Here is a 19093-nt window from a genome sequence, read left to right as displayed (position 1 = left end):
CCGGGCCCCGGTTCGACCCCGCTTCCATCCTTCGGAAGAATAGCCGGTCATGAGCACGGTTCGACGGCGTCCGGTGCGGTCCGGGGTGACCGCCCGGGTGCTGGACGTGCTCGGCGCGTTCACCCCGTCCGCCCCCGAGCTGGGGCTGACCGACATCGCGACCCGCACCGGACTCCCGCTGACGACCGTGCACCGCCTGGTGGGCGAGCTCGCCGCAGGCGGCGCCCTGGACCGCGGCGACGACGGCCGCTACCGGATCGGGCTGCGGCTCTGGGAGATCGCCTCGCTGGCCCCGGCCAGCCGCGGGCTGCGCGAGGCGGCGATGCCGTTCCTGGAGGACCTGCACGAGGTCACCCGGCACAACGTGCAGCTGGCGGTGCCGGACGCCGCCGACCCGGGCGAGGTCGTCTACGTCGAGCGGCTCTCCAGCCGCGACGCCGTCTCGATCGTGACCCGGACCGGGTCCCGGCTGCCCGCGCACGCCACCGGCGTCGGGCTGGCGCTGCTCGCGCACGCCGACCCGGACGACGTCGAGCGGGTCCTGGCCCGGCCGCTGCGCCGGTTCACCCCGCACACCGTGTGCGACCCGGACGGCGTCCGCACGCTGCTGGCCCAGGTCCGCGGGTACGGGTTCGTGATCTCCGACCGGCAGATCGAACCGGTGTCGCTCTCGGTCGCCGCCCCGGTCCGGGCCGGGGACGGGCCGGTGGTCGCCGCGCTGTCGGTGGTGGTGCCCGCGGACGGCACCAACCCGCACACCTGGGTCCCGGCCGTCCGGGCGGCCGCGCGCGGGATCAGCCGGGCACTCGCGGCGCCCGAGTCCCGATCGTGATCCTCTCCGATGCCGGCGACCCTGCCGGTGCCACCGCCCGCGTGTCACGGTGGCGCCGTGCGCGACTTCCGGATCGAGATCCCCGACGGCGAGCTCGACGACCTGCGCGAGCGGCTGGCCCGGACCCGCTGGCCGGAGCCGGCCACGGCGCCGGGCTGGACCCAGGGCGTCCCCCAGGACTACGCGCGTGAACTGTGCGAGTACTGGCGCAGCCGCTACGACTGGCGCCGGGTCGAGGCCGAGATCAACGCCTGGCCGCAGTTCCGGACCGGTCTGGACGGTGGCGGTGACGACACGGTCGAGGTGCACGTCCTGCACGCCCGCTCGCGGCACCCGGACGCGATGCCGCTGCTGCTCACGCACGGCTGGCCGGGCTCGATCGTGGAGTTCCTGGACGTGCTGCCGGCGCTGACCGACCCGCCGGACCCGGCCGACGCGTTCCACGTGGTGGCGCCCACGCTGCCCGGCTACGGCTTCTCCGCGAAGCCGGGCCGCACCGGCTGGGGTGTGGAGCGGATCGCGGTGGCGTGGGCGCAGCTGATGGACCGGCTGGGCTACGAGCGGTTCGCCGCGCAGGGCGGCGACTGGGGCTCGATGATCACCTCGGCGCTCGGCACCGCCGCGCCGGAGATGTTGATCGGCGTCCACCTGACGATGGCGCTGGCACCCAAGCCCGAGGACGACGACCCGGGCGGGCGGGCGCCGGAGCTGACCGCGCAGGAGAAGGCCGACATCCGGTTCTCCCGGGAGTTCTCCCGCTACGGCGCCGGGTACTCCGCCGAACAGTCCACCCGACCGCAGACCCTCGGGTACGGCCTGGTCGACTCCCCCGCCGCGCAGTGCACCTGGATCGTGGAGAAGTTCTGGGACTGGACCGACTGTGCCGGTCACCCGGAGAACGTGATCAGCCGGGACCGGCTGCTGGACAACGTCATGCAGTACTGGCTGAACGCGGCCGGGGCGTCCTCGGCCCGGCTGTACTGGGAGAGCTTCGCCCGCCGCCGGATGGACGACGTCGAGGTCCCGACGGGCGTCGCGCAGTTCCCGCACGAGATGGTCAAGCTGCCGCGGGCCTGGCTGGAGCGCCGCTTCACCGACCTGCGCCGGTTCTCCCGGCCGGAGGTGGGCGGGCACTTCGCGTCGCTGGAGCAGCCGGAGACGTTCGTGGACGAGGTCCGGAGCTTCTTCCGTCTCCTGCGCTGAGCCGGCGAAGCGCACATCAGCGCAGCGCTGAGCCGGCGAAGCGCACATCAGCGCTGCGCTGAACTCGTTTCCCGATCGCGGGGCTCAGCCATCGAACACGAGCACCGACGCGGTGAAACCGTGCATGTGGTTGCGGCCGCCGACCGGGCCGATCTCCCCGGCGGCGAAGAACCCGGCCACCGGCGGGCCGGCCGCACCGGTACCGGGCGCGGCCGCGGCGCCGTCCGGATCCAGGCCGGACCGGACCGCTCGGACGTCGTGGTCGGCGTCGCCGAACATCGCGGCCCCGCGCCCGTTGCAGGAGAACAGCAGCGCGCCGGCGAGTGGCCCGCCGCGGCGCAGCGGGCCCAGCAGCTCGTACAGGTTCCGCGCGGCGCCGGCGGCGTCGCGGACCTGGAACCGGACCGTGGTGCCGACCTCCAGGACGTCCCCCGCAGTCACCGCGCCGGATCCGGTGTCCACCCCGAGCACCGCGCGGATCAGGAAGTCGCCGCGCTCCTGCTCCTCGGCGTACTCGTCGACCGCGACGCCCAGGTGCAGCCCGCGCAGGGCCTGTTGCTGCTCGTCGTCGGGGAGCGCCACGACGATCTCCCGCAGCCGTTCGGCCGCGGGCCGGCCGGCCAGTTCGAGCAGCTGGTTGTGTTCGGCACGGGTGACGACCATCGGTGGCCCGATCGGCCGGCAGCCCTGGCTGACCACCGGCCGGAACCGCACCTGGCCGCCGAGCAGCGCGACGACGGCCCCACCGTCGTGCACCCGCCCGTCGACGAACAGCCGGTTGGCGTCCGGCCCGCCGGGCGCGCTCGCCAGGCCGCCGATCACCGGGAACCCGGGGCGGTCCCCGTTCAGCCGTTCCAGCACCGCACCCACCGGGAACGCGTGCGGGTCGGCGAGCAGGATCGCGACGCGCTCGCCGTCACCAGGGCCGCGCAGCCCGCGCACGGTGATCGCATCCCCGCCGCCCGGCGCGGCACCGGGCCGCCGCTGCGCGACCGGGGCGAGGACCGCGACGTCGGCGCCGGGCAGCACCGCCGCCCACACCGCGACCGACGGCGCACCCTCGACGCCGCGGGAGTCGGCGATGACGCCGTGCGCGGTGGCACCGATCGCGGTGCCGGCCCCGGCCAGCTCCATCACCCGCAGTCCGGCGGCCTCGGTCTCCTCGACCGGCAGGGACGGGCCTGCCCCCGGGCAGACGAAGAACACCAGCAGGTCGGGCCGGGCGCCGTCGAGCGCGGCGAGCGCCTGGCCGGTGGCGACCTCGGCCGCGCCGGTGAGGTCCGGCCCGACGGCCAGGCCGTCACCGATCCGCTGCCCGGACGGCGCTGCCGCGGGTGACATGCCGGCTCCCGTCCCCGGCGTCGGACGCGCCGGTGCTCGTTCCGGGGCCCGACGCTACGGCAGCGACCGGACCGGTGCCACGGAGGCGCAGGCACACGGGTTTCCGTCGTCCACACGGGATCCGACCCCGTGTGAACGACGCGAACCCGTGTGGATTCCTGCCGGGTCAGCGGGCGGCAGGGGCGGCGGGGAGCCGGCCGGGGCGGGGCCACAGCCGGAGGCGAGCGACGGCGTGCACGCGGGCCGGGCCGAGGGTGGCCGAGTCGGTGGAGCCGAACGGGTTGTCGCCGCGGACGTGCCAGCCGGGGCCGTCCGGGTGCACGGCACGCTTGACCGACAGCTGCCCGGGGCGGGTGTCCCAGGTGACCAGCACGACGTCGGCGGCCCGGACGGGCGCGCCGAACCGCATCAGGACGACGTCGCCGTCGGTCAGGGCGGGTGACATGGACGGTCCCCGCACGGTCACCCGGCGCCAGCGCACAGCAGCCTCCAGTGTGGATCTCCCGGGCCGCGCCCGTCCTGCCGCGCCCTCGCCACGAGGGTAGGGTCGGCCCCGCCAGAACGATCACCCACCAGGGAGGACTTCATGCGGCTGTCCCGCATTCTCCGCCCGCGGCTGGAGGCCACCGCGCACTGCGACCTCCCCTGCGGCGTGTACGACCCGGCCCAGGCCCGGATCGAGGCCGAGTCGGTGAAGGCCATCCAGGAGAAGTACCAGGGCAACGACGACGCGAGCTTCCGGGCGCGCGCCATCGAGATCAAGGAGCAGCGCTCCGACCTGGTCAAGCACCACCTGTGGGTGCTGTGGACCGACTACTTCAAGCCGCCGCACTTCGAGAAGCACCCGGAGCTGCACGAGCTCTTCAACAAGGCCACCAAGGCCGCCGGTGCCACCGGCACCAAGGGGTCGAACGACCCGGCGACCGGCCAGGAGCTGCTGGACTACATCGCCCAGATCGACAAGATCTTCTGGGAGACCAAGCAGGCGGCCTGATCCAGGCGCTGAAAGCGGCGCTGACCAGCGGGACACCACTCTCGTCGGTCAGCGTCGTTCTCGTTGTCGGGTGGTCTTCCACGACCCGGCGACGGCCCAGACGGCCCGGAGACGGCCCAGGCACCGGTCCGAAACGGCGTGCCGGCCTGGCCGGTACCTGCGAGGGTGAGCCGGTCGAGCCGTGGCAGGTGGCGGTCGAGCGGGCGGCCGCCACCGACGCCGAGTCGCTGTCCGAGTCCGAGCTGATCGATCAGATCCAGCAGATCGAATCCCTGCAGAACTCCCTCGCAGCACGCCGGCCGCATCCGCGCCTTTCGGTCACGCCCACGTCGACGCGCGGATCAACGCCGGCGTCCTCGACCCGGAGGAGCTCGGCCACGGCCCCGTCCCGCTCGACCTGCTCGCCACCACCAACGGCCGCCCGTCGCTGCGGCGGCCACTGACCCGGGCCGGGATCGACCGCGGGTCCCGGCAACGCTGCTTCACCCCGCCACGACAGTCGACGTGAGTAACGCACCGAGACGGTGACGCGCCTGTCCCGGAGCGATCCGGAGCCGTGGGGGGACGTCTCGGATCGCTCAGCAAGACTGGTGATGACGGTTCCACTGCGCCGGAGGACCGTCTGTGGTCATCCGGCGAGCCCGGGATCCTTTCCCTTTCGATGAGGGAGGTCGAGCGTGACCATCTCTACGTCTCATCTGACCCGAACGGCTGGCGTGTTCGCCGTGGCCTCGGGCCTCTTATACATCATCATCCAGTTCGTCCATCCGGCCGAGGACGCCGCCACGGTCACCACCGGCACCTGGGCGATCGTCGGCAGTATGACGGAGTTCATGGCCATCTTCGGGATGGTCGGTGTGACCGGCATCTACCTGCGCCAGGTCACCGCATCCGGGATCCTGGGCCTGATCGGCTTCGTATTGTTCTGGTGCTTCTACCTCCTCACAGCCGCCTTCAACTTCGCCGAAACGCTCATCATGCCGCCATTGGCGGCACAGGCACCGCAGTTCGTCAACAGCTTCGAAGGCATCTTCACCGAAACCGCCCCCCAGGTGGACATTGGTGTACTCCCGGCAGTCAGCCCGATTGCGGCGGTGCTGTACATGCTCGGTGGCGCGCTGTTCGGGCTCGCGATCTTCCGCGCCCGCGTCCTGGACCGCTGGGCCGGTGCCCTCCTCGCCGTCGGGGCAGTGTCGACACTGGCGGTCCCGCTGCTGCCGCACGCCGTCGGGCGTTTCGCCGCGATCCCGGTCGGTCTGGCCATGGTCTGGCTCGGTTACTCCCTGTGGACTCTCGAGCGCCGCACAATCCTGCCCCACGGCGGCGGCCCGCTGCTCGATCTGTCCACGGCGACGTGACCACCGGCGAGCTGGAGGCGAAGGTAGCCCCGGCTGCCGTCCGGCACTGGCTGGTGGCGGCTGCCCTGGCGCTGTTCGCGCTTGTCCCCGCCCTCGCCCGACTCCTGGTGGCCCTGGCGGGGGACCCGGCGGTCACGTCCGCAAACACCGGTTCCGTCGCTTCGCCGGTGGCTCTCACCGTGCACGCCGCTACCGGGACGCTGTTCACGGTCCTGGGCGCGTTCCAGTTCCCCACTGCGATGCGACGGCGCTCGTCCTGGCATCCCGCTGTCGGCCGCCTGCTGGTGCCCCTCGGGCTGACCGCGGCGCTCTCGGCCCTCTGGCTGACCCTGTTCTACTCACACACCGACGCTAGCGAGGATCTGCTGTACGTGTTCCGCCTGATCTTCGGTGTCGCGATGGTCGCGACCATCGTCGCGGGGTTCACCGCGATCAGGCATCGCAACATCATCCAGCACCGAACATGGATGATCCGGGCCTACGCGCTCGGCCTGGGCGCGAGCACGCAGATCTTCACCATCGGTTTCGGAGCCGCTGCATTCGGGACCGGCGAGATCAGCACCGCCTTGCTCACCGCAGCGGGCTGGGTGATCAACCTCGTTGTGGCGGAATGGGTGATTCGGCACCGGCGTCGGGAGCTACGTCGAGCAGAGCCTGACCGGGAGGTCGACTTCGTTGCCGGCCGCCGAGAACCGGGCAGCCATGGCGAGGTTGTCCTCCAGCAGCACGTCCGCGCGGCCGACGGTCAGCAGCACCGGCGGGAGGCCGCGGAGATCACCGAAGACGGGTGAGACGTCCGGGAGGGTGCGGTCCGCGACGTGGCCGAGGTAGGCCTCGAGGAAGTACTCGTCCGCGATCCGGCGTCCGGCCGGGGTCTGCGCGCTCAGGTCGTAGGTACCGAACTGGAGCGCGGCGCCGACGAACCCGTCGGCGACGCCCCGATCCCGCAGCCCGAGCAGGGGTGGTCATGGCGAGCGTCGCTCCGGGCCGCGGAGTCCAGGTAGAAGCCGCCTCCGTCGATGTCCAGGTACAGGTCGACGGGCTCCGCGACGGCCGGGTGCGCCCGCAGCTCGTGCAGCTGCTCCAGCGTGCTCGGGCCCCGCCCGACGGGCCGCGCAGCGTAGAAGGCACGAGCCTCGTCGATCTGGGCCGCGGGCACCGCGGTCGACAGAGCATCCAGCGCGAACCGCACGGGCCTCCTCGGCGCTCACCCCGGGCGGGTCAGCTCATCGAGCAACGTCAACGAGCCGTCGGACTCGGGTGGCAACGGGCATTCTCTCGGGGTGCGAACTCACGTCGCCCTGCTGCGCGGAATCAACGTCGGCGGGACCGGGAAGGTCCCGATGGCCGAGCTGCGGACGCAGCTGACCGGGGCTGGTTTCGGCGACGTCGGCACCTACATCCAGTCCGGCAACGTCGTGCTGAGCAGCGACGACCCGGACCCGGCCGCCGTCGCGGCGACGATCGAGGCCCTGCTGCGGGACCAGTTCGCGGTCCCCCGGCCGGTCGTCGTGTTCGGCCGGGACGAGTACCTCGCGGCGGTCGCGGACAACCCGTTCCCACAGGTCACCGAGCCGAAACAGCTGCACGCCGTGTTCCGTGCCGGACCGCCCACCGGCGCCGAGCTGGCCGCACTGGAGGCGGCGGTGGCGGCGGCGCGGGCCAAGGGCAGCCGGGACGAGGCGGCCGTCGTCGGGCGGGTGGTGTACCTGCACCTGCCCGCCGAGATGGGACGCAGCGAGCTGGCGGCCCGGATCACGCCCCGCACGAAGGCCGCGGACGGCGGCGGCACCGCGCGGAACTGGGCCACGGTGCGGAAGCTGCTCGACCTGCTCGGTTGAGGATCCGCCGGGTGTGGCGGAGCCGCCGCCCGGGGACTACCGGGCGGCGGTGCCGCCGGTGGGTGCCGAGCTGCCAGAACGATCACACCACCAGGTCGCCCACTACTGCAAGCAACTTGCATCAGCGTAACGTCCGCAGCGAGGTCCGTCCATGCGTAGCCCCTGCGGATCGCGGGTAGGTCGCAGTTGCGACATAGTGGCAAATGACCCTGCACGGCGTCCCGCCGTGCATCCCGTTGATCGAGGAGGTCGACGACCACCGATGGCCGAGTACACGCTCCCGGACCTGCCCTACGACTACGGCGCGCTCGCCCCGCACATCGCGCCGGAGATCATGGAGCTGCACCACTCCAAGCACCACAACACCTACGTCCAGGGCCTCAACGGCACCCTCGACAAGCTCGCCGAGGCCCGCGAGAAGAACGACTTCGGCGCGATCGTCGGCCTGGAGAAGACCCTCGCCTTCAACCTGGGCGGGCACGTCAACCACTCCGCGTTCTGGAAGAACCTCTCCCCGGACGGCGGCGACAAGCCCACGGGTGACCTCGCCGCGGCGATCGACAACGACTTCGGGTCGTTCGACGCCTTCCAGGCCCACTTCACCGCGGCCGCCACCACCATCCAGGGTTCCGGCTGGGCCATCCTGAGCTGGGACCACCTCGGTGGTCGCCTACTGATCCACCAGCTCTACGACCAGCAGTCCCAGCTGCCGGCCGGGCAGACCCCGGTCGTCCTGCTGGACATGTGGGAGCACGCGTTCTACCTGCAGTACAAGAACGTGAAGCCGGACTACGTCAAGGCCTGGTGGAACGTCGTGAACTGGGCCGACGCCGCCCAGCGCTTCGCTGCCGCCCGCGGCTGAGCCGGGCCATCGGCACAGCCCGCGGCTGAGCCGGGCCATCGGCACCGCCCGCGGCTGAGCCGGGCCATCGGCACCGCCCGCGGCTGGGCCGGTTCGGATCTCCGCGCCCCGTCCGGACGGGTTCCGGGCGGGGCGCGCCACCGTCAGCGGTGGGCGTCCCCGCCGGTGACCCCGGTGATCCGCAGCAGCAGGTGCACGGCCAGATCGACCGAGCGTTCCCGGACGTCGGCGCGGCCGCCCGGCAGCTGCGGATCGCGGGCGATCACCTCGCCGTCGGCGGTGCTGACGCAGAGGCAGACGTAGCCGACCGGCTTGGCCTCGGTCCCGCCGTCCGGGCCCGCGACACCGGTGATCCCGACGCCGATGTCGGCGCCGAGCCGCTCGCGGGCGCCATCGGCCAGCGCCCGGGCGACCTCCGGCGACACCGCACCGTGCTCGGCGATCATGTCGGCGGGGACGCCGAGCAGCGACGTCTTGGCCTCGTTCGAGTAGGCAACCACCCCGCCCGCCATGTACGCCGACGATCCCGGCCGGTCCACCAGGCGTCCGGCCAGCAGGCCACCGGTGCAGGACTCGCCGGTCGCGACCGTGGCGCCCTGCGCCAGCAGCGCGCGGGCCAGCAGCTCGTCGGTGCCGGTGCCGTCCGCGCTGATCAGCCGCCGGCGGTGCCGCTCGACCAGCAGCTCCGCCAGCTCCCCGGCGACGCCCTCCGCGCCGGGCAGCGGGTGCAGGTCCACCTCCAGCTCGGAGCGACGCAGGCAGGTCGTCACCTCGACCCGGGACAGGTCGAGCCGACCGCCGAGCTCGCGCAGCGACCCGGCGATCTCCGACTCGGGCAGCCCGGCGAACCGCAGCAGCCGGGACGTGGCGCGCGGCGCTCGGGCGAGCAGCTCGGCCAGCGGCGGCGACGCCAGCGCGGCCAGCCACATCCCCTGCAGCTCACGCGGCGGCCCGGGCAGCACGACGACCAGCGGCCCGTTCCCGCCCGTCCCGGCGGCGGCACGCACCACCAGTCCCGGGGCGGTCCCGACCGGTTCCAGGACGTCCGCCCCGCGCGGCACCCGGGCCTGCTTGGCGGTGGCCTCGTCGAGCGCTGCCCCGGCCCAGCCGGCCCGGGCCGCCCACCCCTCGATCCTGGCGTGGATCCGGTCCCGCAGCCCCGGGTCGGTCTCCATCGGCGCATCGCAGAACTCGGCGACGAGATCGGCGGTGAGGTCGTCCGCGGTCGGCCCCAGTCCACCGCTGGTGACCACCAGGTCGTCGCCTGCGGCGAAGGCGAGTGCGGCTCGCAGGTCGTCGGGCCGGTCGCCGACGAGCACGACCCTGCTCACCACGACGCCGAGCCCGCCGAGCTCGCGGGCCAGGAAGGGTCCGTTCGCGTCGGCGACCTGACCGGTGAGCAGCTCGCTGCCGGTGACCAGCACCGCGGCCGTCGGGCGGCCGGGCGTGCGCTCGGACTCCTGCGAGGTGGACATGATCCGAACCTACCCGTGTGGGCGCGCTGCGCCCCGTGAGTGGTTATCGCGGTCGGGACCGCGATAACCACTCACGGGGCACTTCTCACCCGATAGTGAACGTTCCGGTGTCGCGGACACACCGGACGAGCCCCGGCACGGCGTGTCCCCGCGCCGTTCAGACCGCTCGTCGCGCCGCACGGCGCCCAGGGTCGATCCGACCGTCGCGCGGCGGCCCGCCCACCCGATAGGGCGATCTGCGACCCACCTGCGACGACGCCGCGCCGCGGCCGGATCCGGTGACCCGGACACCCGGCCATCACACACAGTGAGAAGCCCGGGGCGATCCCACACTCTCAGTGTCGTCTCAGGGCGGATGCTCGACACTGTCCCTTATGTCAGCACTGTCTGGGACGAACGCGGCGGCGATCTGGGTCGGCGAGCTCGACCGGCTCGCCCCGCTGCGCGACCTCCGGGTCGACCCGCGGTTCGGCGCCGCTCGGTTGCTGGTCACCGTCGGCGGCACCCCGCAGGGACAGATGACCGTCCCGCTCCGGGGCGGCCGGGCCACCGCCGCCGACCTGCAGGCCGCACTGATCGCCCTCGGTGCACCCGAGGACGTGACCCCCGCGCCGATGGCGGCCGACCCGATCACCGTGGTGATCGCGACCCGCAACCGCGCCGACTCGCTGACCCGCTGCCTGCGCGCCGTGCTGGCCTCCGACCACCCCGCCCTCTCGGTCATCGTCGTCGACAACGACCCCGACGACGAACACACCCAACACGCCGTCACCGCCCTCGGCTCCCCCCGCGTCCGCTACGTGCGCGAACCCCGCCGCGGCACCTCGGTCGGCCGCAACCGCGGCCTCGCCGAAGCCCGCACCGACCTGGTCGCCTTCACCGACGACGACACCGAGGTCGACCCCGCCTGGGCCTCCCGCATCGCCGGCACCTTCGCCACCGACCCCGACCTGACCTGCCTGTCTGGCCCCGTCCTGGCCGCCCGCCTCGGCTCCCCCGAAGAACGCGCCGCCGACATCGCCCTGGCCTGGAACAAGGGCTTCATCCCCCGCCGGTTCGACCTCACCGACCCGCCCGCCGACACCCCGATCTTCCCGTTCTCCCCGGGCCTGTTCGGCATCGGCGCCAACCTCGCCGTCCGCGCCGTCCCCGCCCGCGCCGCCGGCGGCTTCGACGAGGCCATGGGCCCGGGCACCCCCACCCACGGCGGCGAGGACTGCGAGTTCCTGGTCCGCATGATCCTGGCCGGACACGTCCTGGGCTACGCCCCCGGCGCCTACCTCTGGCACCACCACCGCGTCGACGCCGACGGCCTGCGCACCCAGCTCGAGGGCTACGCCGTCGGCCTCGGCAGCTTCCTGGCCAAGGTCGCCCTCTCCCCGCACGGCCGCACCGCCGCCCTGCGCCGGCTCCCCGCCGCCGCGGCCCGGCTGCGCCACATCTCCGACCGCGAGACCGGAGCCGGGGACGCGATGCCCACCGACGCCGACCAGACCCGGGCCCGCGGGCTGCTCACCGGGCCGCGCGCCTACCTGCGGTCGCGGCGCGCCGTGCGCCGGGCAGGCGGCGCGGTCCCGCCGCTGATCGACCACCGCCCGCACGCCCCGGCCGGACCGCCCGCGGCGTACGGCCCGGCCGGTCGCTCCGGCGACGGGGCCGCCGGCCGCCGCGACGGTGGGACGGAGGAGCGCCCCGTGCCCGTCGACGGCCCGGGCCCGCGGGGAAGCCTCTCCACCGGCAACGCCGACCCGGCCGTCCCGGCCTGAAACCGACCGGTCAGGCCGGTCCCGGCCCCAGCAGCGCCGGGTCGCTCGCCGCGGCCGTCAGCCGGGCGTGCGGGTCGGCCACCAGCCGCCGGCTCGCGACGTCGAGCACCCCGAGCGTGCACTCCGCCTCGGCCGCCAGGTCCTCGGCCGGCGAGCCGTCACCGTCGGTGACCCGGACGATGCGGTGCCGCATGGTGAACGGCTTCCGGCCCGTGAACTCGAGCTCGGAGTCCACCTCCACCAGCTCGCCGGCCCGCAGCTCGGCGCGGAAGTGCACGGTCGTCGACAGCAGCACGATCGTCAGCCCGTGCTCGCCCAGGGCCGCCTGGGACAGCCCGGCCTCGCGGACGTGCTCCATCCGGGCGTGCTCGGCGTACTGGTGGTAGACGGCGTGGTTGACGTGCCCGTTCACGTCCATCTCGTAGCTGCGGACTCCGATCCGGACCGCGAACCGGGCGGCCTCTGCTGCGCTCATGGTGGCCACCCTGTCACCCGGCAGGATCCGGACGACGACCGTGTTCACCCGGTCGCGCGCAACGTTTGTGCCACCGGCGACCGCGCTCGTAGGGTGAGGAACCGTCCCGACTAGGCTGGGCCGGGGACAGGACGAGTGGTACGTCGAGCAGTGGCGACCCCCAGTCACTCGCGGTATCCCTCCCGGACCGGGAGGGGCCGACCGCTGTCGGCGACACGTCGAGGGAGCACGGTGCAGATGAGCAGTGAGACGCCCACCGGTGTGGGGGACGAGCAGGACCCCGACGTCGGCGAGGTCGTCCGCTTCGAGGTGGTCGGGCACGGCGACGGCGCGGTCGTCGTCGGTGTGCACGGCGAGATCGACACGATGACCGCGCCGGTGCTGACCGAGCGCCTGTCCACCCAGATCCCGACCGCGCCGCTGCTGGTCGTCGACCTGACCCGGGTGACGTTCCTGGGGTCGGCAGGCCTCGCCGCGCTGGTCGAGGCGAAGGAAGCGACCGAGAAGGCCGGCCACCGGCTGCGTCTGGTCTGCGGCTCGCACGCCGTGGCCCGCGCGCTCGAGGCGACCAACCTGATGGCCCTGTTCGACGTGGCCGACGGCGTCCCGGAGGCGCTCGACTCGGTCTGAGGTGGCCTGGAGGCGTATGGGTGCCTGGTGGCCCCCGCGGCCTTCAAAGCCGACGTGGCCGAGCATCTCGGCCAGGCGGGTTCGATTCCCGTCCGCCTCCGCCACATCTCCCACCCGATGGCCCGCTGCTCATGACCACGACCTCATGACCACGACCTCATGACCATGACCTCATGACCACGACACCGCCTCCCGCCGGATCGCCCGCCGCGGGCGGCGTCGCGGGCACCGCCTGGGCGGTCCGGGCGGGACGGACGACGGCCGCCGAGGTCGCGGACGAGGTCGTCGCCCGCGCCGCCGGGGTCGCCTGGCTGCAGGTCGAGGCCGAAGCCCTGCGGGCGGCGGCAGCCGCGCTGGACCGGCGCACCGACCGGTTCGCGCTGCCGCTGGCCGGGGTGCCGGTCGCGGTCGAGGACGGCATCTCCACCGCCGGTCGAGGCGACGAACCGGTCCGCCGGCTGCGCGGGGCGGGCGGCCTGATCGTCGGCCGGACCCGCACCGCCGAGTACGGGATCGGCCCGGACGGCTCCCCGGGCGGCCGCTCCACCGCGGCCGCGGTGGCCGGGGGCCTGGCCGGGCTCGGCGTCGGGCTGGACGGCGACGGGGCCCTGCGCGCGGCCGCGGCCGCGCACGGGCTGGCCGCGCTCAAGCCGGGACGCCGGGTGCTGCCGCTGCCCGCCACCGCCGAACGGCGCTGGTCCGGACTGGCCGAGACCACCGTCGTCGGGTCCGGACCGGACGACCTGGCCACCGCGCTCGACGCGCTGTCCACACCCCGCTCCCCCGCGGCCGCGCCCGCCGCCCCGGCCGGGCCCGCGCCGGTCCAGGCGCTGGGCACGCTGGCCTGCTCGCTGCGCACCGGACGGACCCGGCACGCCGGCCCGGACACCGCAACGCCCGTGCACACCGCGACCCGGGTGCTCGCCGCGGCCGGGGTCCGGCTGGTCGCGAGCGACCCGCCGTACCGGGCCGCGCTGACCGTGCACGGCGCCCGCCGCCGGCACGCCGGTCTGGCCCGCCGGGTGGACGAGCTCGGCCTCGACCCGGCCGAGCTGCCCCGGTCGGCCCGCACCGGGCTGCGCCGGGGCCGCCGGGTCCGCCGGCTCGGCGGGCTGCGGCCGGCGACGCCCGCGACATGGCGGCAGCAGGTGCTCGGCTGGCTCGACGACGCCGGCGCGGACGCGGCCCTGCTGCCCGCCCCCGCCGGTCCCGGCGCGGCCGGGGACACCGGGCTCGCCGCCTGGAACCTCGCCGGGCTGCCGTCGCTGGTCACCCCGGTGCCCGGCGGGTCCGGTCCCGGCTGCGTGCAGCTGGTCGGCCGCCCGGGCAGCGAGGCCCGGCTGCTCGCCACCGCGGCCCTGCTCGCCGGCTGACCCGGTCGCCGGGCCGGGGCGTCACGCCGCGGGCGGCTCCCACCGGCCGGTGCTCAGGAACGTGTCCAGGGTGGCCCGATAGGGGGCCGGGTCCAGGCCCTGCCCGGCGAGCCAGCCGTCGTCGTAGTAGCTGTGCCGGTAGCGCTCGCCGCCGTCGCAGATCAGCGTGACCACGCTGCCCCGGCGCCCTGACCGCAGCATCTCCGCGACCAGCTGGTAAACGCCCCACAGGTTGGTGCCGGTCGAGCCGCCCACCCAGCGGCCGGTGAGCTCGCGCAGGTGGCGGGCCGCGGCCACGCTCGCCGCGTCCGGCACCGGGAACATCCGGTCGATCACCGACGGCACGAAGCTCGGCTCCATCCGGGGCCGCCCGATCCCCTCGATCCGGGACGGCATCCCGGTCGCGTAGTCGTCCGCGCCGGTGGCCCAGCCGGGCAGGAACGCCGAGTTCTCCGGGTCGACGACCGCCAGCCGGGTCGGCAGCCGCCGGTAGCGCAGGTAGCGGCCGATCGTGGCCGACGTCCCGCCGGTCCCGGCCCCGACGACGATCCACTCCGGTACCGGGTGCTCCTCCTGCCCGAGCTGGGTGAGGATCGACTCGGCGATGTTGTTGTTGCCACGCCAGTCGGTGGCCCGCTCGGCGTAGGTGAACTGGTCCAGGTAGTGCCCGCCGGACTCGGCCGCGAGCCGCTCGGCCTCGGCGTAGACGTCCGGGCCGCGCTCGACGAAATGGCAGCGCCCGCCCTCGCGCTCGATCAGCGCGACCTTCTCCGGGCTGGTCGAGCGGGGCATCACCGCCACGAACGACACACCGAGCAACCGGGCGAAGTAGGCCTCGGACACCGCCGTCGACCCGGAGCTGGCCTCGACGACGGTGGTGCCCTCGCGGATCCACCCGGACGCCAGCGCGTACAGGAACAGCGAGCGCGCCAGCCGGTGCTTGAGGCTGCCGGTGGGGTGCACCGACTCGTCCTTGAGATAGACCTGCACGCCCCACTCGGCGGGCAGCTCCAGCACGTGCAGGTGGGTGTCGGCGGACCGGTTGGCGTCGGCCTGCACCCGGCGCATCGCCTCGTCGACCCAGGCGCGGGTACGGGCACAGGAACGGTCGACGGGATCCACGGCCGCACCCTAGCCGTCGACGTGCGCCCTAGCCGTCGACGTGCACCGTCCCGGTCCCCTCGGTGACCGTGCCGATCCGGGCCGCCGGGTGCCCGAGGTCGCGCAGCCGGGCGACGGCGGCGTCGGCGGCCTCCGGCGCGGCGCCGAACAGCAGGCCGCCGGAGGTCTGGGCGTCGGACAGCAGCAGGATCTCGTCCTCGGTGGCGCCGCCGGGGCCGATCCGGCCTGCCACCCAGTCCCGGTTGCGCCGGGTCCCGCCGGGCACCACCCCGTCGGCGATCAGCTCGCGGACCCCGTCCAGTACCGGCACGGCGGTCGGATCCACCCGGGCGTCCACCCCGGAGGCGGTCGTCATCCCGGTGAGGTGCCCGAGCAGGCCGTAGCCGGTGACGTCGGTGCAACCGGTGGCGCCGGCCTCCAGGGCGGCGGCAGCGGCGTCGGCGTTCGGGGTGGTCATCGCGGCGATCGCGGCCTCGACCTGCCCCGGCGTCGCCCTTTCGGTCTTGATCGCGGTCGAGATGACACCGATCCCGAGCGGCTTGGTCAGCACCAGCGCGTCACCCCGGCGCAGACCGGCGTTGGTGAGCACCCGGTCCGGGTGCACCTCCCCGACGACGGCGAGGCCGTACTTGGGCTCCGGGTCGTCGATGGTGTGCCCGCCGACGACGGCGAACCCGCACCGGCGCCCGACCTCGGACCCGCCCTCCAGGACCTGCGCCAGCAGCTCGGGCGGCAGGTCGTTCGACGGCCAGCAGACCAGGTTGAGCGCGAACAGCGGGGTGCCGCCCATCGCGTAGACGTCGGACACCGCGTTGGTCGCCGCGATCGCCCCCCAGGTCCACGGGTCGTCCACGATCGGGGTGAAGAAGTCGGTGGTGGCGACCAGCGCGCGGTCCGCGGACAGCCGCCAGACCGCGGCGTCGTCGCCGGTGTCGTTGCCGACCAGCAGGTCCGGGTGTGCCGGCGGGGTCACCCCGGCCAGCACCTCGCGCAGCGCCGCCGGCCCGAGCTTGCAGCCGCAGCCCGCGCCGTGGCTGAACTCGGTAAGCCTGCGCGCCGTCGTCACGCCGTCCATCCGGCTCCCTCCGCTCGCCTCCGGTGTCCGGGCGAGGCTACCCCGGCGGTGACGGGGGACACGCGGTCGCGCGCCGTCGGTCGCGCCGCCCGGTCCGTCCGTCGAACGGGGGTGTCGCCCTCACCCGATGGACGCCGAAACTGACCCACCGTGATGGCAGGGTGAAGGACGTGCACAAGCCGCAGCGCCCCACCGGCTGGTGGCCCCGGTCCGGCCGGGATCCCGACGACGGCGACCTCTTCGCCGCGAGCGTCGGCCCGGACGCGCGGTGGACCGAGGATCTCCGGGACGACGAGTCCACCCGCGCGGACACCGCAGACCCCGTGCCGGCTCCGCGCGGACCGGCCCGCGGCGACGGCCCCGTGCACCCGGGCGGCCCGGCGCACCCCGGCGACGCCACCCCCGGGTTCGAGGAGCTGCTGGCCCGGCTGGCCGCGGCCGAACGGGCCCGCGAGGTCGCCGAGCACGCCCTGGAGGAGGCGCGGCACCGCGCCGACGCGCTCGCGGCGGCGCTCGACGACGCCCGCGCCCACCCGCCGGAGACGTTCGGGATGCGCGCCGACAAGGTGCTGCGGATGGCCGAGCACGACGCCGCGCAGCGGCGCCGTGCCGCCGAGGCCGAGGCCGAGGCGCTGGTCGAGCGGGCCCGCAGCGACGCGGAGCGGATCACCTCCGAGGCGCGCACCGAGGCCGCCGGTATCACCGCCGTGGCGCAGGCCGACGTGGACCGGCTGCGGGCCGCCGGTGACGAGGCGCGCCGGGACAGCGAGCTGGTCGCCGACACCGCGGCGTCGATGCACGCGCACGTCAGCGATCTGCGCGGCACCGTCCGCGACGAGGTCGCCCGGCTGCACGCGTTGCTCGGCGCCGAGCTCGGCCGGCTGGACGGGCCGGCCCGGGTGCTGCGCCGGGCCGGGGCCGGCCACGTCGTGGGGTCCCCGGGAACCGGGGCCGCGGCCCGCTGGGCCGTGAACCCGCCGGGGATCGTCCCACCCGTCCCCGCAGCCGGCGAGGCCCCGGCCACCGACGGGGACGACGCCGATGGGAGCGACGGCGCCGGGGACGAGCGGGCCGGGCGGTCCGGGAACGCCGCGGCGGCCGACGATTCCCGCGGGCCCGCCCACGCCCTCACCGGGCGGGCGCCCGAGCCGCTGCCGGAGTCCTCGGACGAGGCCACCCCGCCGGACGGGGGTGCGGCCGCCGCGGGGGCCGGGTCGGCGCCACCGATCGTCCTGCCCGAGCAGCGGGCCGCGGACCGGGTGGCCCCGCAGTCCCCGGCCGCCGACACGGACGCCCCGGACGGCTCCGCGGCCCCCGGCGACGGGGACGACGACCCGGGCCGGGAGCACCGTCCGGTCGACGGCGTCCGGGGCGGCGCCGGAGTCTGAGCGCTACCGTGCGCGGATGACCACCGCGCGCCACCGGGACGCGGCGGACCCGCGCCGCCGCGTCCCGCGCACCGACGCCGTGCTCGCCGACCCGGCGCTGGCCGCCGCGGCCGCCCGGCTCGGCCGGGAACGGGTCAAGGACGCCGTGGCCGGTGCCCAGCAACGGGCCCGGGACGGCGTCGTCGCGCCGGAGGAAGTCGCCGCCGACGCGCTCGCCGCGCTGCCGGCCACCGCGACGTCGATCCGCCCGGTGCTCAACGCCAGCGGCGTGCTGCTGCACACCAACCTCGGCCGGGCACCGCTGTCCGCCGCGGCCCGGGAGGCGATCGACGCCGTCGCCGGGACCTGCGACGTCGAGCTGGACCTGGGCACCGGGCGGCGCGGGCCGCGCGGCACCGGTGCGCTGGCCGCGCTGCGCCGCGCCGTGCCGGAGGCGTCCGCGGCCTGGGTGGCGAACAACGGTGCCGCCGCGCTCGCGCTGGTCTGCGCCGCGTTCGCCGGCACCGGCCGGGAGATCGTGATCTCGCGCGGCCAGCTCGTCGAGATCGGCGACGGCTTCCGGATCCCGGAGCTGATCGAGTCCACCGGCGCCCGGCTGCGCCCGGTCGGTACCACCAACCGCACCCACCTGCGGGACTACGCCGAGGCGATCGGCGACGACACGGCGTTCCTGCTCGTGGTGCACCCGTCGAACTTCGTGGTCACCGGCTTCACCTCGGACGTCGACGTCGCCGAGCTGGCCCGGCTGGGACCGCCCGTCGTCGCCGACACCGGCTCCGGGCTGCTGCGCCCGCACCCGCGGCTGCCCGAAGAACCGGACGTCGCCTCCACGCTGGCCGCCGGGGCGGACCTGGTCACCGCGTCCGGCGACAAGCTGCTCGGCGGGCCGCAGGCCGGGCTGCTGCTCGGCGGCGGGGAGCGCGGCGCGGAGCTGGTGGAACGGGTGCGCCGGTTCCCACTGGCCCGGGCGGTGCGGGTGGACAAGCTGACCCTGGCCGCGCTGGAGGCGTCGGTGACCGGGCCACCCACCCCGGTCCGCGACGCGCTGGACGCCACCCCGGAGGACCTGCGGGCCCGGGCGGCGGCGCTGGCGGCCGCGCTGGCCGCGGACGGCGTCGACGCGCACCCGCTGGACACCGTCGCCGGGGTCGGCGGCGGCGGCGCCCCGGGGGTGGAGCTGCCGAGCGCGGCGGTGTCGCTGCCGGCCCGTTACGCCGACCCGCTGCGCGCCGGGGACCCGCCGGTCCTCGGCCGGGTCGCCGACGGGCGCTGCCTGCTCGACCTGCGGGCCCTGCCCCCCTCCGCCGACGACGTGCTGGGCGCGGTGGTCCGGGCCGTGCCGGACCCGGAGGCCTGAG

At 75.1% G+C, this 19093-nt stretch carries 19 protein-coding genes, 1 tRNA gene and 1 pseudogene; 13 read left to right on the top strand and 8 right to left on the bottom strand.

Going from position 1 to position 19093, the window contains the following annotated elements; translation table 11 throughout:
• Nucleotides 1-49: 49 nt before the first annotated feature.
• Complete coding sequence (locus ACLFMI_RS10570) at nucleotides 50-832, top strand: IclR family transcriptional regulator (protein ID WP_410947600.1); 783 nt, start codon at nucleotides 50-52, stop codon at nucleotides 830-832.
• A 9-nt stretch (nucleotides 833-841) separates the two neighbouring features.
• Nucleotides 842-2035 (top strand): epoxide hydrolase family protein, encoded by a 1194-nt coding sequence (locus ACLFMI_RS10565; RefSeq protein WP_410947599.1) that lies wholly within the window; start codon nucleotides 842-844, stop codon nucleotides 2033-2035.
• Nucleotides 2036-2119: 84 nt separating this feature from the next.
• On the opposite strand, the gene ACLFMI_RS10560 is transcribed toward ACLFMI_RS10565, so the two are convergent.
• Nucleotides 2120-3376, bottom strand: a complete 1257-nt coding sequence (locus ACLFMI_RS10560; protein WP_410947598.1) for an FIST signal transduction protein — start codon at nucleotides 3374-3376, stop codon at nucleotides 2120-2122.
• A 166-nt stretch (nucleotides 3377-3542) separates the two neighbouring features.
• Nucleotides 3543-3869, bottom strand: a complete 327-nt coding sequence (locus ACLFMI_RS10555) for a S26 family signal peptidase (protein ID WP_410947773.1) — start codon at nucleotides 3867-3869, stop codon at nucleotides 3543-3545.
• 93 nt (nucleotides 3870-3962) lie between these two features.
• Between ACLFMI_RS10555 and sodN the strand changes: the two genes are divergently transcribed.
• The 3 genes and pseudogenes from sodN to ACLFMI_RS10540 all read left to right on the top strand — a co-directional run.
• Nucleotides 3963-4370, top strand: a complete 408-nt coding sequence (sodN, locus tag ACLFMI_RS10550) for a superoxide dismutase, Ni (protein ID WP_410947597.1) — start codon at nucleotides 3963-3965, stop codon at nucleotides 4368-4370.
• Between the two features lie 677 nt (nucleotides 4371-5047).
• Complete coding sequence (locus tag ACLFMI_RS10545; RefSeq protein WP_410947596.1) at nucleotides 5048-5728, top strand: hypothetical protein; 681 nt, start codon at nucleotides 5048-5050, stop codon at nucleotides 5726-5728.
• Nucleotides 5656-6336: pseudogene (locus ACLFMI_RS10540) on the top strand (DUF2306 domain-containing protein); the annotation flags it as partial. The gene ACLFMI_RS10545 and the pseudogene ACLFMI_RS10540, both read left to right, overlap by 73 nt.
• 30 nt (nucleotides 6337-6366) lie before the next feature.
• Here ACLFMI_RS10540 and ACLFMI_RS10535 read toward each other — a convergent pair.
• Both ACLFMI_RS10535 and ACLFMI_RS10530 read right to left on the bottom strand, forming a co-directional pair.
• The gene (locus ACLFMI_RS10535) at nucleotides 6367-6585 is read right to left on the bottom strand and encodes an alpha/beta hydrolase fold domain-containing protein (protein WP_410947772.1); all 219 of its coding nucleotides are present in this window, start codon (nucleotides 6583-6585) and stop codon (nucleotides 6367-6369) included.
• 26 nt (nucleotides 6586-6611) lie between these two features.
• Nucleotides 6612-6920 (bottom strand): hypothetical protein, encoded by a 309-nt coding sequence (locus ACLFMI_RS10530; protein WP_410947595.1) that lies wholly within the window; start codon nucleotides 6918-6920, stop codon nucleotides 6612-6614.
• A gap of 91 nt (nucleotides 6921-7011) precedes the next feature.
• On the opposite strand from ACLFMI_RS10530, the gene ACLFMI_RS10525 reads away from it, so the two are divergent.
• On the top strand, nucleotides 7012-7569 hold the full coding sequence (locus ACLFMI_RS10525) for a DUF1697 domain-containing protein (RefSeq protein ID WP_410947594.1): 558 nt from the start codon (nucleotides 7012-7014) through the stop codon (nucleotides 7567-7569).
• 262 nt (nucleotides 7570-7831) lie between these two features.
• Complete coding sequence (locus tag ACLFMI_RS10520) at nucleotides 7832-8431, top strand: superoxide dismutase (protein ID WP_410947593.1); 600 nt, start codon at nucleotides 7832-7834, stop codon at nucleotides 8429-8431.
• A 143-nt stretch (nucleotides 8432-8574) separates the two neighbouring features.
• Here ACLFMI_RS10520 and ACLFMI_RS10515 read toward each other — a convergent pair whose 3' ends face one another.
• On the bottom strand, nucleotides 8575-9906 hold the full coding sequence (locus tag ACLFMI_RS10515) for a competence/damage-inducible protein A (RefSeq protein WP_410947592.1): 1332 nt from the start codon (nucleotides 9904-9906) through the stop codon (nucleotides 8575-8577).
• A gap of 374 nt (nucleotides 9907-10280) precedes the next feature.
• On the opposite strand from ACLFMI_RS10515, the gene ACLFMI_RS10510 reads away from it, so the two are divergent.
• Nucleotides 10281-11672 (top strand): glycosyltransferase family 2 protein, encoded by a 1392-nt coding sequence (locus ACLFMI_RS10510; RefSeq protein ID WP_410947591.1) that lies wholly within the window; start codon nucleotides 10281-10283, stop codon nucleotides 11670-11672.
• 10 nt (nucleotides 11673-11682) lie between these two features.
• On the opposite strand, the gene ACLFMI_RS10505 is transcribed toward ACLFMI_RS10510, so the two are convergent.
• Nucleotides 11683-12147, bottom strand: a complete 465-nt coding sequence (locus tag ACLFMI_RS10505) for an acyl-CoA thioesterase (RefSeq protein ID WP_410947590.1) — start codon at nucleotides 12145-12147, stop codon at nucleotides 11683-11685.
• Between the two features lie 237 nt (nucleotides 12148-12384).
• Between ACLFMI_RS10505 and ACLFMI_RS10500 the strand changes: the two genes are divergently transcribed.
• The 3 genes from ACLFMI_RS10500 to ACLFMI_RS10490 all read left to right on the top strand — a co-directional run bounded on the left by ACLFMI_RS10500 (nucleotide 12385) and on the right by ACLFMI_RS10490 (nucleotide 14150).
• On the top strand, nucleotides 12385-12777 hold the full coding sequence (locus tag ACLFMI_RS10500) for an STAS domain-containing protein (RefSeq protein ID WP_410947589.1): 393 nt from the start codon (nucleotides 12385-12387) through the stop codon (nucleotides 12775-12777).
• 8 nt (nucleotides 12778-12785) lie between these two features.
• Nucleotides 12786-12881, top strand: a tRNA-Sec gene (locus tag ACLFMI_RS10495).
• Nucleotides 12882-12950: 69 nt separating this feature from the next.
• On the top strand, nucleotides 12951-14150 hold the full coding sequence (locus tag ACLFMI_RS10490; protein ID WP_410947588.1) for an amidase family protein: 1200 nt from the start codon (nucleotides 12951-12953) through the stop codon (nucleotides 14148-14150).
• A 21-nt stretch (nucleotides 14151-14171) separates the two neighbouring features.
• Here ACLFMI_RS10490 and cds1 read toward each other — a convergent pair whose 3' ends face one another.
• Together cds1 and selD are read right to left on the bottom strand one after the other, a co-directional pair.
• A complete protein-coding gene (gene cds1, locus ACLFMI_RS10485) occupies nucleotides 14172-15272 on the bottom strand; it encodes an L-cysteine desulfhydrase Cds1 (RefSeq protein WP_458788579.1) in 1101 nt (366 codons plus the stop codon).
• A gap of 28 nt (nucleotides 15273-15300) precedes the next feature.
• Complete coding sequence (selD, locus tag ACLFMI_RS10480) at nucleotides 15301-16347, bottom strand: selenide, water dikinase SelD (RefSeq protein ID WP_410947587.1); 1047 nt, start codon at nucleotides 16345-16347, stop codon at nucleotides 15301-15303.
• Between the two features lie 161 nt (nucleotides 16348-16508).
• On the opposite strand from selD, the gene ACLFMI_RS10475 reads away from it, so the two are divergent.
• Both ACLFMI_RS10475 and selA read left to right on the top strand, forming a co-directional pair.
• Nucleotides 16509-17735: a hypothetical protein gene (locus tag ACLFMI_RS10475; RefSeq protein ID WP_410947586.1), complete on the top strand. Its 1227-nt coding sequence runs from the start codon at nucleotides 16509-16511 to the stop codon at nucleotides 17733-17735.
• A gap of 16 nt (nucleotides 17736-17751) precedes the next feature.
• Complete coding sequence (gene selA / locus ACLFMI_RS10470) at nucleotides 17752-19092, top strand: L-seryl-tRNA(Sec) selenium transferase (RefSeq protein ID WP_410947585.1); 1341 nt, start codon at nucleotides 17752-17754, stop codon at nucleotides 19090-19092.
• Nucleotide 19093: the final 1 nt, after the last annotated feature.

It is taken from the genome of Pseudonocardia nantongensis, assembly GCF_046546495.1.
In the GTDB taxonomy this organism is placed as follows: domain Bacteria; phylum Actinomycetota; class Actinomycetes; order Mycobacteriales; family Pseudonocardiaceae; genus Pseudonocardia; species Pseudonocardia nantongensis.
This window is presented reverse-complemented; position numbering and strand designations above follow the sequence as displayed.